13 protein-coding genes are annotated in these 12374 nt (G+C 62.2%); 7 read left to right on the top strand and 6 right to left on the bottom strand.

The window, feature by feature from the left end:
• Window positions 1-25: 25 nt before the first annotated feature.
• From murJ to RAH42_RS10100, 5 genes are read left to right on the top strand one after another with little or no spacing between them, the layout of a single operon-like run.
• A complete protein-coding gene (gene murJ / locus RAH42_RS10120) occupies window positions 26-1591 on the top strand; it encodes a murein biosynthesis integral membrane protein MurJ (RefSeq protein ID WP_296427421.1) in 1566 nt (521 codons plus the stop codon).
• 46 nt (window positions 1592-1637) lie between these two features.
• On the top strand, window positions 1638-2180 hold the full coding sequence (locus RAH42_RS10115; protein ID WP_078015950.1) for a hypothetical protein: 543 nt from the start codon (window positions 1638-1640) through the stop codon (window positions 2178-2180).
• A 6-nt stretch (window positions 2181-2186) separates the two neighbouring features.
• Complete coding sequence (locus RAH42_RS10110) at window positions 2187-2363, top strand: hypothetical protein (protein ID WP_317539414.1); 177 nt, start codon at window positions 2187-2189, stop codon at window positions 2361-2363.
• A complete protein-coding gene (gene tsaD, locus RAH42_RS10105; protein WP_317539413.1) occupies window positions 2351-3394 on the top strand; it encodes a tRNA (adenosine(37)-N6)-threonylcarbamoyltransferase complex transferase subunit TsaD in 1044 nt (347 codons plus the stop codon). The genes RAH42_RS10110 and tsaD overlap by 13 nt, the downstream gene beginning before the upstream one ends.
• Window positions 3391-3846 carry a prepilin-type N-terminal cleavage/methylation domain-containing protein gene (locus RAH42_RS10100; RefSeq protein ID WP_078015953.1) on the top strand — a complete coding sequence of 152 codons (456 nt, stop codon included), beginning with the start codon at window positions 3391-3393 and terminating at the stop codon, window positions 3844-3846. The genes tsaD and RAH42_RS10100 overlap by 4 nt, the downstream gene beginning before the upstream one ends.
• Before the next feature lie 259 nt (window positions 3847-4105).
• On the opposite strand, the gene RAH42_RS10095 is transcribed toward RAH42_RS10100, so the two are convergent.
• From RAH42_RS10095 to RAH42_RS10080, 4 genes are read right to left on the bottom strand one after another with little or no spacing between them, the layout of a single operon-like run.
• Window positions 4106-4516 (bottom strand): hypothetical protein, encoded by a 411-nt coding sequence (locus RAH42_RS10095; protein ID WP_078015954.1) that lies wholly within the window; start codon window positions 4514-4516, stop codon window positions 4106-4108.
• Complete coding sequence (locus RAH42_RS10090; protein ID WP_120372259.1) at window positions 4513-5364, bottom strand: metal ABC transporter permease; 852 nt, start codon at window positions 5362-5364, stop codon at window positions 4513-4515. The genes RAH42_RS10095 and RAH42_RS10090 overlap by 4 nt, the downstream gene beginning before the upstream one ends.
• On the bottom strand, window positions 5364-6077 hold the full coding sequence (locus RAH42_RS10085; protein ID WP_317539412.1) for an ABC transporter ATP-binding protein: 714 nt from the start codon (window positions 6075-6077) through the stop codon (window positions 5364-5366). The genes RAH42_RS10090 and RAH42_RS10085 overlap by 1 nt, the downstream gene beginning before the upstream one ends.
• 15 nt (window positions 6078-6092) lie before the next feature.
• Window positions 6093-7049, bottom strand: coding sequence for a metal ABC transporter substrate-binding protein (locus RAH42_RS10080; RefSeq protein WP_317539411.1), 957 nt, complete (start codon window positions 7047-7049; stop codon window positions 6093-6095).
• Between the two features lie 183 nt (window positions 7050-7232).
• Between RAH42_RS10080 and RAH42_RS10075 the strand changes: the two genes are divergently transcribed.
• Window positions 7233-7862 (top strand): DUF6305 family protein, encoded by a 630-nt coding sequence (locus RAH42_RS10075; RefSeq protein WP_317539410.1) that lies wholly within the window; start codon window positions 7233-7235, stop codon window positions 7860-7862.
• A 201-nt stretch (window positions 7863-8063) separates the two neighbouring features.
• A complete protein-coding gene (locus tag RAH42_RS10070; protein ID WP_317539409.1) occupies window positions 8064-9332 on the top strand; it encodes a lactate racemase domain-containing protein in 1269 nt (422 codons plus the stop codon).
• Between the two features lie 48 nt (window positions 9333-9380).
• On the opposite strand, the gene RAH42_RS10065 is transcribed toward RAH42_RS10070, so the two are convergent.
• Window positions 9381-10171 (bottom strand): IS5 family transposase gene (locus RAH42_RS10065; protein WP_317539161.1). Its coding sequence is split into 2 segments (ribosomal slippage): window positions 9381-9800 and window positions 9803-10171, totalling 789 coding nucleotides; the frame shifts between segments, so codons are not numbered across the junction.
• 355 nt (window positions 10172-10526) lie between these two features.
• Window positions 10527-12323: a C69 family dipeptidase gene (locus tag RAH42_RS10060; protein ID WP_317539408.1), complete on the bottom strand. Its 1797-nt coding sequence runs from the start codon at window positions 12321-12323 to the stop codon at window positions 10527-10529.
• Window positions 12324-12374 lie beyond the last annotated feature (51 nt).

Genomic DNA, 12374 nt, shown 5'->3' with positions numbered 1-12374 from the left:
TACGCATGAGAGCGGGAGAAACTTTATGGCAAGTGAAAAATCGGGAAACATGATCCGCAACGCCCTGACGATGATGGCGGGCACGTTTTCGAGCCGTATCCTCGGGCTGCTGCGCGAGGTGATCACCGCGGCGTATTTCGGCGCCGGACGCTCGCTGGACGCCTTTTTCGTGGCCTACACTGTCGCCAATCTCGGCCGTCAGCTGTTGGCGGAAGGGGCGCTGTCGGCCGCTTTCGTGCCGGTGTTCTCGCAGGTCCTGGAGCGCGACGGACACCGCCGCGCCGAGCGTCTGGCCCGTCAGGCGCTGACGGTGATCCTCGGCGTGGGCGCGCTGGCGGTGGCTGCCGGCGTCGTTTTCAGCCCGCAGCTGATCGCGCTGATCTCGCCGGGCTTTGCGGGCGAGAAGAAACTGCTGGCGGTGACGATGACGCGACAGATGTTTCCGTTCCTGCTGCTGATTTCCGTGGCCGCGCTGGCGATGGGGGCGCTTAACAGCCTGAACTGCTTTTTCGTGCCGGCGCTCGCCCCTGCGCTCAGCAACGCCGTTTATATTATGACCGTCCTGTTCTGCGCGTCAAGATTCGGCGTGGAAAGCCTGGTCGCCGCGGTGCTTTTCGGCGGCGCGGCGCAGCTGGCGTTTCAGTGGTGGGCGGCCTGCCGCAAGGATATGCTGCTCGTCCCCGCCCGTCCAAATTGGAAAGACCACGACCTGCGGCGCATGCTGACGCTGTTTTTGCCCTACGCGGCGGGACTGTCGCTGAATCAGGTCAATCCCGTGCTGGGACGTTTGTTCGGTTCGTTTTTGGCCGATGGTTCCATTTCCATGCTCAATTATTCGAACCGCGTCATCCAGCTGCCGCTCGGACTGGTGGTGATCGCCATTTCGCAGGCGGTGCTGCCGGAGCTGGCGCGCTGTGTGCGGCAGGGCGACGAAGTCTTTGCGGGCACGCTGCGCGACGCGCTGCGCTTCGCTCTGTTCGTGATCCTGCCGGTGACGCTGGGCACGCTGCTCGTGTCCAGCGAGGCGGTGAACTTTCTGTTCTTCCGCGGCGCTTTCGACGCGGAAGCGTGGCGCGGGACGGCCTCGACTCTTTTTTATGCGGCGCTGGGACTGCCGGGTATGGCCTGTTCGACGGTGCTGATGCGCGCGCTTTTCGCCCGTTCGCTGCCGCGCGCGGCGATGACGACGACGGCGGCCAGCGTGGCGGGCACGCTGCTGTTCTCGGCGGCGCTGGTGCTGCCGATGAAGATGAACGGCATCGCCTTGGCCAGTTCGCTGGCGTTCACGTTTTCCAGCGGCGTCGGCCTTCTTTTGCTGCGTCGTTCCATGTCGGCGCCGCTGCGTCTGTTTTCCGCCGGTTGGCTGGCGAAGATCGCCGTCTCCTGCGCGCTGACGCTTGCGGCGGGACTGGCGTGGCGGACGCTGTGGCGTTATCCGGTCGAGGCTTCGCTGCTGCGGCGCGGGCTCTGGATCGTCGGGATCGCCGCGGCGTGCGCGGCCGTTTATGGTATAACGACTTTGAAACTGAAATGCGAAGAGTGGGGGCTGATCTCTCAGGCCGTGCGTCGGAAAACGCCGCGGGAGAAATAACGCCGGCTGTCCGCAGGCGCGGAAAAACGGAGGTGAGTTTGTGAGAATGAAAAAGATGATAAAACTTCTTGGGGCGGCGGTGCTTCTGACGATGGGAGCGATTTCGGCCTTTGCCGCTTCGGCGAACAAGGATGAAGAATTGATGAAAGCCCGCTCGGTGCTGCTGTGGATCGGCGGCACGCGCGTCGGCGACCTGATGGTCGGGGCCGACGCCAAGCTGCAGTTCCAGTTCGTGGATCGGACGCTGTCGGCGCGGATCTACGCGGCGCCGAACAACTTTCCCGACGACATCGTCTGGAACGCGTCGTATATCGACAAGGCGGCCCGCGCCAAATGCAACCTGGTGATCCTCGGCTATCGGGCCATGAACCGCTGGAACTTCGATCCGGGCAAGCTGACCGTCAACGGCGAACCGCTGCCGGCCAACCGCATTTACACGAGTCTGCTCTCCAAGGAAACGGGCAATCTGGCCCCCGATACGCAGGACGCGATCGCTTTCGGCGTGCCGCGTTCGCAGTCGCGCGGCGGCAGCGAGATCGTTTTCGGCTATGAAGGATATTCCGTGAAATTAACGATTCCCGAGAGGTGAATGAAAATGGCGGGGCATGTGTTCAAGTGCGCGCTCTGCGGCGAACGGATCAGTTCCGACGCCCGTCCGGCGCGCTGTCCGAAGTGCGGGGGCAAGGCGTTCGTCCATGAAGAGGGCGAACCGTTGCGGAAAAAGGCGTGCTGCACGGGATCGTGCAGCGGTTGCAGCGGATGCTGCCACTAGACAGGCGTTTCCTGACGCTGGGCATCGAGAGCAGCTGCGACGACACGTCGGTGGCGCTGCTCGAAGGGCCGCGGCGCGTCCTGAGCTGGAAGATCTCCAGCCAGATCGAACGGCACGCGGCGTTCGGCGGCGTCGTGCCCGAGTACGCCTCGCGCATGCATCTGGAGGCGATCTTGCCGCTGACGTGTGCCGTCCTCGCCGAGGGCGGCGTCGCCGATCCCGCGAAACAGATCGGCCTCGTGGCGGTGACGCGCGGCCCGGGGCTGATGGGCTCGCTGCTGGTCGGAGTGATGACGGCCAAGGCATACGCGCAGGCGTGGAACGTGCCGATCCTCGGCGTCAACCATCTGGAAGGGCACATCTACGCCAACATGGTCGATCACGAAGATTTACGGTTCCCGTTTCTGTGCATGGTCGTCTCCGGCGGGCACACCGAGATTGTGCTCGTCGAAGGCTGCGGCGCGTACCGGATGCTCGGCGCCACGCAGGACGACGCGGCCGGCGAGGCGTTCGACAAGGTGGCCAAAGTGCTCGGCCTGCCCTATCCTGGCGGCCCGGTGATCGACCGTCTGGCCGCCGCAGGCGGCGCGGAGGCCTTTAAGTTTCCCGACGTGCTGCAGCATCTGGACGGGCTGAATTTCAGCTTCAGCGGTTTGAAGACGGCGGCGATCAATCAGGTCAACCGTCTGCGGCAGAAGGGCGAAGAAATTCCGCTGGAGGACTTTTGCGCGTCGTTCCAGAACACGGTGGTGAAGACGCTGGTCGCGCGTCTCGAACAGGCCGTGCGGCTGACGGGCGTGAAATCCGTAGCGATCTCCGGCGGCGTGGCGGCCAACAGCGCTTTTCGCCGCGCGGTGGCGGAACACGAGGGCTGGAAACCCTTCCTGCCCTCGAAGATGTTCTGCACCGATAACGCGGTGATGGTGGCTGCCGCCGGCTACGCGGCCTGGCAGAGCGGCCGCCGGGATGACATTGGGCTGGCGCCTGATCCGGCGCTTGATTTCGGCGAAGACGAGGTGGTCGGAAAATGAGGAAGGCGCGGAGGAGCAAGGGGTTTACGCTGATCGAACTGCTGATCGTGATCACGGTGATCGGCATCCTTTCCGGCAGCATGATGCTGACGATGGGCTCGAGCGCCGACAAGGCCGAAGCGACGCGGATCGTCGCCGATCTGCACAGCCTCAAGCTGGCGGCCGGGCTGTATTACGCCGATAACGTCGGCGGCGCGCTGTCGCCCGACATCGCCAGACTGAAAACCTACGTGACCGCGCCGGAAAAGCTGAGCGGCGATCAGTACGAATTTGTCGCCGGAGCCGACGCGGGACAGTGGTTCGTCGGCTACAAGGTAGCGGGGGCCGACGCCGGCGTGCGCGAAAACCTGAAGAAAATGGCCGCCGCCAACGGCTTGCGCGTCGGCACGACCTCGGCGGACACCGACGTGTACGACGGCGGCACGGCGGGCCTTTATGTGCGCGTCAAGTGACGCTGGTTCCCGAAAAAGTGGGGAAGGGACGGCCAAGGCTTCGAGAAAAACCGCCGCTTTTTGCGGCGCGCCCGCAGACTGGAGAGGGAAAAAAGCGGAAGTGTCGTTCCCCCGGCATTATGAAAAAGGCGCTGAGAGACCTGTCTCTCAGCGCCTTTTTCTGTCATCGCGTGCGTCATAGGACTGTCAATCGATTCTTGAGAAAGCCTTAACATCTGGGCGCTCGCTCGCCGTCGGGCCGTTCCGTTAAGAGGTGGCGTTAAAAGTCGATGGCGGACTGGCCGACGCGGTAGTAGGTTGTGCCGTTGTCCTCGTATTTCTCGTAAACGCCTTCCACGGTGATGGGGGCTTCGAGATCGGGGAAATCTTCGGGGTAGTACAGCTCGCCGGCGACGCCGAACTCGAGGCTGTTCTGCGCCATCGGGATGACGCAGTTGTAGAAAATCTTGTCGGGATCGGGCTGTCCCTGAGCGTCGGCGCCCTGGATGATGGCGAACTGGCCGGTCATTTTGATGCGGCGGCCGAGGTAGCTTTCGGGATTGTTCTTGATGTCGTAGACGGCGGCGAACAGCATCGTGCGCCCCATGGCGGCGAGGTCGATATCCGGCGCGGCCGGCGCGGGGAGGGCCAGCGCCGCGAGGAGGAACAGCGCTGCGGCGAGGCGTTTCATCGTGCGGCCCCTTTCAGGCGGCCGAGTGCCGCGCAGAGCAGAAAGACGAGGATGTTGCCGGCGACGATGGTAGATCCGACAGGCGTCCCCGCCAGCACCGAGACGACGATGCCGGCGGCGGCGCACAGCACGGAAACGGCGGCGGAGCAGAGCGTGACCGAGAGGAACGACGTGAACAGCCGCATGGCGCTCAACGCCGGAAAAATGATCAGCGCCGAAATCAGCAGCGAACCGACGAGATTCATGGCCAGCACGATGATCACGGCGATGACGACGGCGATGACCAGATTGTACAGCCCGGCGCGCGTGCCGGTGGCGGCGGCGAATTCTTCGTCGAACGTGACGGCGAAAATCTTGTGATAGAACAGCACGAACACGGCGATAACGACAAAGGAGAGGACGGCGCAGAGTTTGACCTCGAACGGATCCAGCGTGAGGATCGAGAAGGAACCGAAGAGGATGCTGCACACGTCGCCGGACAGATTGGCCGAACGCGAAAAAACGTTCATGAGCAGATAGCCCATGGCGAGGGCGCTGACGGAGAGCATGGCGACGGCGGCGTCGCCTTTGATGCGGCGAGTCCTCCCGCCCTGGAGCAGCAGCACGGCGCAGGCCACGGTGACGGGGAGCGTCAGCGCCGTGGTGCTATTCATCTTCAGCACAGCGGCCACGGCCATGGCGCCGAAGGCCACATGCGACAGGCCGTCGCCGATCAGCGAGAAGCGTTTCAGCACCAGCGTCACGCCGAGCAGCGACGAGCACAGCGCCACGAGCACGCCGACGATGAACGCGTAGCGCACGAAAGGATACTGAAAATACGCGGCGAGTTGGGTGAACATGGCGGACATCACTGCTTTCCCCCTTCGCGGTGCGTGAAGATCCGGCCGGCGGCGCTGCCCAGATATTCCGCACGGGAGCCGAAGAAGTATTTTCCTCCGCCGAGGTGGAGGATATGCGTGGCGTAGCGCACGGCGGCGGCGATGTCGTGGGAGATCATGACGACCGTGAGCCCTTCGTCGCGGTTCAGCGCCGCCACAAGCTCGTACATTTCCGTCGTGACTCTGGGGTCGAGGCCGGTCACTGGCTCGTCGAGCATGATCAGCTTGCGCGTGGCGCAGAGCGCGCGGGCGAGGAGCACGCGCTGCTGCTGTCCTCCCGAAAGTTCGCGGTAGCAATGACTGGTCAGGGGCGTCACGCCGAGACGGGCCATGTTCCGCGCCGCCAGTTCTTTTTCCCGGCGCGTGTAAAACGGCCGCAGCCCCATGCGGTTCAGGCAGCCCGACAGCACGATCTCCCTGACGCTGGCGGGAAAATCTTTCTGCACGGCGGTTTGCTGGGGAAGGTAACCGATCTCGGTCCGTTTCAGTCCTTCGCCGGTGACGACGCGTCCCGTCCGCGGCTTGATCAGGCCGAGGACGGTCTTCATCAGCGTGCTTTTGCCGGAGCCGTTTTCGCCGACGATGTAGAGATAGTCGCCGCGTTCGACGGCGAAGTTCAGCCCTTCGATCACCGGCGCGCCCTCGTAGCCGGCGGCGACATTTTCGCAGGTAAGCAGAGCCATGGAAATCTTCCCGTCCTAGTCGAGCGCTTCGCGCAGCGCGGCAAGATTGTCCCGCATGAGCGAAAGGTAGGTCGTGCCGCGTTCCAGATCCCGGGCGGTACAGGACTGCATGGAGTTCATGACGACGATCTTCCGCTCCCGGCCGCCGGCCGTGCGCAGCACCGTTGCGGCGATCTTGCGGTCCGAGTTTTCCAACACCAGCACGGCGGGCAAGTCAAGTTCTTTGACCTTGCCCGCCAAAACGGCCACGGTTTTGAAACTGGCTTCGCTCTCGGCCGAACAGCCTCTGAAAGCGGCGTAGTGCTCCAGTCCGTAGTCTTCGGTCATGTAGATGAAGGGGAAACGGTCGGCGAAGACGACGGTGCGGCGCTTGGCCGAGGCGGCCATGGCCGCGTATTCGCCGTCGAGCGCCTGCAGTTGGGCGATGTAGGCCGCGGCGTTGGCGCGGTAGAGCGGCGCGCCCTCGGGATCGAGTGCCGCCAGCTTCTCGGCGATGAGACGGCAGAAGCGCTGGGCATGGCGCAGCGACAGCCACACGTGTTCGTCCAGCTCCGGCTCTTCGCGCGCGTGATCATGATGGTGATGCTCCGGCGTTTCGCCGGCCGCGGGAGCTTCCTCACGGGCGCGCTCGCCAAGCGAGGCAAGCAGATCGATCACGGCCATCTCCCGGTTGACCGCGCCGGAGAGCGCGCCGGACAGACCGCTGTCGGACGCGCCGCCCACGCCGATGAAGAGGTCGCACGACGAAACCAGGATCATGTCGTTGACGGTAGGCTGATAACTGTGCAGGTCCACGCCATTGTCGAAAAGCAGTTTCAGGCGAACCTGGCCGGCTCGTTCGCCGAGGATGACGCGTGCCCAGTCATAGGCCGGAAAAACAGTGGCGACCACGGTCAGCTTCTTGTCTGCCGCCGCGGCCGGGCCGTGGCACGCCAGAGTCAGCGCGGTCAGCAGCAGGAAAAATCTTCTCATTTCTGAAAGCCTCCGTTGCAGAAAATTTAAAATTGTCCGCACCTCTGTGCTATAATCGCAAAAGGGCGGACTTTTTACGCCATTGGCAAAAATATATTTCAAAAGCTAGCACGCGGCATCGCCGTTGTCAAATGAAAAGAATGCATAAGTTCAGTCGTCGTAACGCTGAGGAGATATTCAATGATGAGGAAAATCTTCCGTTGGGCCGTCCTTTTCTGTGCGCTCTTCCTCCGGACGGACAGCGCCGCGGCCGCAGAGCCGCCGCTGCCCCGGGTCGAAACGCCCGTGCTGATCACCGGCTTCGGGCAAAGTCAGGACACCAATTCGGTCAACATTTTGTGCCGCCGTCTGCAGATCGACTACGACTACAAGCTCGACGTTCCCGCCGGGGAGGTGGACTGGAGCCGCTACAAGACCATCTTCGCCGTACTGGGGTGCAGCAGCAGCGTGTACTGCTGCTCGTTCGACGCCGATTCGACGGCGATCGTGATCACCCGCGACGGCAAACCCAGCCCGACGGTGTCGGGGCTGAGCATCCTCGACGAAGCGGCCCGCTGTTCCGAGATCCTGGCCGAGGCGAAGAAACACAACGTAAAAGTCGTCGCCATGCACGTGGGCGGCGAGCCGCGCCGTCTCAAGAACTCCGAACCGTTTCTGCCCTTCGCCGGCGCCGCCGACTTCATGATCGTCCGTTCGGACGGCAATCTCGACGGCTATTTTACCACGCTCTGCGCCGAAAAAAACGTGCCGCTCTTCACGATCGAAAAAACAGCCGATCTGAAGAAGATCATTCCGCTCATGGTACGGCCCTGACGTCCGCTTTGCGGCCGGCGGCGGGAGTTTTTCGACGTGATGATAGCCGCGCGTTCATAAAGTTATATGCTTTCATGACTTGGACAAAGAGCGGGGTTTGTGATAGGAATGAATCGCCAGTCCGACTTTCGAGAAGGCGCGCGCCTGCGCGGAACTGCCTCGAGAGATCGTTATTTTTTCATGAAGAGGAAGTGCATGTCCATGTCGTTCATCGATGAAGCGCTGGATCCCATTCGGATCCCCCGGTTCGTGAAAGTCCGCCAGAACTTTCCTCGCCCTTGCGTGCAGGACCCCGCCGGCGATCTGCGTACCGGGCTGGAAACGGGGCGTTATCTCGACTCCGTCACGCCCGGTATGAGCGTTGCCATCACCGCCGGCAGCCGCGGCATCACCAACTATCCGTTGATCATCAGGACGCTGGTCGAAGCGGTGAAAAGGCGAGGCGGCGAGCCCTTTATCTTCCCCGCCATGGGCAGCCACGGCGGGGCCACCGCCGAAGGACAGAAAAACATGCTGGCCGGCCTCGGCATCAGCGAAGAAACCATGGGTGCGCCGGTTCGTTCCACGATGGAAACGGTACGGCTCGGCACGGCTGCCAACGGTCGTCCCGTCTACCTCGACAAGTATGCCGACGCGGCCGACGCCATCATCATCGTCAACCGCGTCAAGCCGCACACGGGATTTCGCGGCGCAGTGGAGAGCGGCATCTGCAAGATGTGCGCCATCGGCATGGGCAAGCAGAAAGGCGCGGACTTCTGTCACGCCGAAGGCTTCGGGCACATGGCCGAGAACATTCCCGCCATCGCCGCCGTAACGTTGGCCAAGAAGAACGTGCTCTGCTGCGTGGCGCTGCTGGAAAACGCCTATCACGAGACGGCGCAGATCGAACTGATGCGCAAAGACGAAGTGCTCGGGCGCGAACCGGTGCTGCTCGAACGCGCATGGGAGCTGCTGGCCAAGATCCAGCTCGACGAATTCGACGTGCTGATCATGGACGAGATCGGCAAGAACATCGCCGGCACGGGCTTCGACACCAACGTGGTGGGACGCTACAACACGCCTTACGCCTCCGGCGGCCCGAAGATCACCCGCGTCGCCGCGCTCGACATCACCGACGTCTCGCACGGCAACGGCAACGGTCTGGGCATGCTCGACGTGACCACCATGCGCGCCTACGAAAAGTTCAGCATGGAGCAGACCTATCCGAACGCCATCACTTCCACCGTGCCGCTGACGGTGAAGATCCCCATGGTGCTGAAGAGCGACCGTCAGGCCATCCAGGGCTGCATCAAGACCTGCAACGTGCTCGACCCGTCGAAATTGCGCCTCGTGCGCATCAAAAACACCCTCGCCCTCGACGAGATCGAAGTCTCCGAGGCGCTGCTCCCGGCGGTCGCCGTCCATCCGCACATGGAGGTCGTCGGCGCGCCGTACGAACTGAAATTCGACGCGGACGGCAACCTGTTCTAACCACTCCGCAAAGAATTAGGGCTTGTTTAAAAAACATTTCAGCTTGTATTATTTCAATAAAATAACACTGGCAGCGACAAGAACAAAAGCGAAAAACGAAGCGTCAAGTTTGTCATAGCGGGTGAAAATTCTACGGAACCATTTGATTTTCTGAAAGAAACATTCAACCAAGTGTCGTTCCTTGTAAACATGCTCATCTATAAACCACGGTTCGGGATTATCGCTCTTCGGCGGGATAGTGTAACTTCCCTCCCGAGAAGTAATGTACTCTCTGATGGCTTGCGAACCGTAAGCCTTATCGCCGATGACGTTGCTCCCTCTGATTTCCGCTTGCCCGAGCAAGGACACGGCATGGCGGGAATCGTGGTCATTGCCGGGACTGAGCAGGAGCGCCAGCGGATTGCCTAAACCATCTACTATCGCATGAATTTTCGTATTCTTGCCGCCTCTGGACATGCCAATCGCTTGAGCCCCTTTTTTCCCCCTTCCGGGGTTTTCCCTCTCCCGTTGGCACTTTGATGTACTTTGCAGGACGTGGAGTCGATAGAGAGATTTTCCATGTCGGCATCAGCGCTTAGGGCGGCAAAGATCGCCTCGAATATTCCCCGCTGTTTCCACAGCCTGAAACGTGCGTAAACTGCCTGCCATTTGCCGTAACGCTCCGGAAGATCTCTCCATGGCGCTCCACTTCTGGCAAGCCACAGAATCCCATTGATGATCCTGCGGTTATCGTATTTTGCCGGGCGTCCACGTTGACCTGATTTCGGGTGTTCGGGCGGCAGCATTCTCTTGATTCGATTCCACTCGCTGGAGGTCAGTTCATATCTTCTCTCTTCCATGAGAAAAGTTTAAGCGATTGGATCGATTTAGGCAACTTTGACGTTTTTTAAACAAGCCCTAGTATGATACTATTTCTCAATTAAAATGCCGAATATGGAGGCGCTGCGGGGGAGATTCACAAAGCGAGCTGCGCAGACCGCGCAGCGGTCGAAATAGTCCTGAGCGACTGAACTCCTCCGCAGCGCCCGGGAAACTATGTTAATACTTTCTATCGAGGATTAGTATGAGATAAAAACGCCGCGGCCCGGTCAGCGCTGACCGGGCCGCGGCGTTTCCTTCATCGTGGATTTTTCATGTTGAAGAGATCGCACGACTGACTGTGTCCGGCGCGAAATGTTCCACGTGGAACATTTCCTATGCCGTTCGCTCCGTGAACGTGAAAAAGCAGCGGCCGCCGAAGGAGCGCCCCCATTGGTCGCGTCCTCCGAGCCAGTAGTCGAAGGTCCCGGGCACGCCGGCTTTCTGCAGATCGGCGGCTTTGACGCGGACAGTCCAGCGGCCCTCTTCGGCTCGCAACGAACCGGCGACGGGGCGGATGCCCATCAGACGGGCGTTGGTGCCTCCCAGCGTGAGCAGCAGCGCGTCCTCGGAGGGGATGCGCCCGTCCGTGAGCGCGAAGCTGAACTCGATCTCTTCGGCGCTGTCCATCGCCGTGGCGGCGGGGGAGGCGCTGACGGCGACGGGGCGCAAGTTTTTCTCCTGCTCGCCGATGGCGGCCAACGCTTCGGCGGCGACGGCTGCGTCGCGCTCGCGCAGCAGCGCGGCGGCGCGTTCTCTGTCGTCGAGCGCCGCGACGCGCGCCTGCAGTTCGCTTTCGCGCCGCGCAAGGCCGTTTTCGTAACTCCACAGCCAGCGTTCGTGCTCGTCGTGATGCTGCTGGAAGACCAGTTCGAAGAGGTTTTGGAAGTCGCGCAGCTTTTGCCAGCCGTTGTCGCGCCATGTCGCGATCTCCGCGTCGGGGCGGCAGTGAACGGCCAAAAGCGCCGGCGCTTCGTCTCCCATCGTGTCCAGCGCGGCGGGCACGCCGCAGAAAGGATGGAAGGGCAGATAGGGCAGTTCGCTTGGGCGTCCTGCGCACAGCCACATCGTCGTGGTCTCGGGACGATCCCGATCGCCGAAGACGGTGACGGACGATTCCATGGTCGTGCCCGTGCAGATGCGGCGGATCTCCGTGTCGTGCGGCGCGCCGCCGGGGAACTGCATACGCGCCCAGGCGGGGTCGAGGAACGAGCCTTCGTAGTAGCAGCGCAGGATTTCCATGACCTGTTCCACGGCGACGAGACGCTTCGGCACGACGGCGAAGGGGTAGCGGTCTTCGCGCCAGAAGGGGCTGCGCGTCAGGATCGAATAGCCGGCGGCGCTGCGGTACGTGTTGCCCGGCCCCATCCAGTCCCTCTCGGCCTGATAGACGCGCGCGAAGTCGAACGCGCCCTGAGCGGGATCGTACCAGCCTTTCTTTTGCGCGTACTCGACCAGATCGGGCGAGACGATGAAGTTGTCGCGGTCGTCGAAATCGATCTCGTGGATCGTATAGTAATTGGGAATGAACGCCGCCTCGCGGTCGCCGACGCGGCGCGCGGCGTAACGGCGGCCGCTGACGACCTGAAGCATCCAGGCTTCGTCGGCGTCGGCGCAGGTGTAGGTGCGACCGGAGGAAACGTAACCGTAGCGTTTGAGCATTTCGACGCCCACTTCCACGGCGTGGCGGGCGGAATTGGCGCGCTCGGCCATGACGCGGCGAAGGTTGAAGCCGATGCCGCCCTCGCTGAGCCGTGAGGCGTCTTCGAGGTCTTCCTTGGAGTCGACGCAGCTGTCGCTGACGATCAGCACGCCCCGGTCGTTGTAGAAGGAGTCGGCCGTCGACATGCCGCCGGAGGCGCCCTTCATCTCGCTCCAGTAGAATCCGTGCGTGTGCGCCGCCTGCGGGATGAGCGCGTAACCATCTTCGGCCGGCAGCGTTTCGCCGGGAGCGTGGTCGGCGGCGGGAACGTAACCGTGGCGGTTGACGAGACGGCCGCCGTCGTCTTCGTTGTGCCCGACGATCACGTGCCCCGTCGGCGAAGCTTCGCGCCCGATCACCACGGTCGTGCAAGCGCGCGCCGCCGCGGGCAGCGCGATCAGAAGCGCCAGAGCCAGAATGACAAGATCCATGGGAAACACCCTTTCCTGAAAAAATGATGGAATCGAAACGGCCGCTGCGAA

Source organism: Pyramidobacter sp. YE332 (assembly GCF_033060595.1).
GTDB lineage: Bacteria > Synergistota > Synergistia > Synergistales > Dethiosulfovibrionaceae > Pyramidobacter.
The sequence above is the reverse complement of the archived record's forward strand: the minus strand, read 5'-3'. Positions and strand labels throughout refer to the sequence as shown.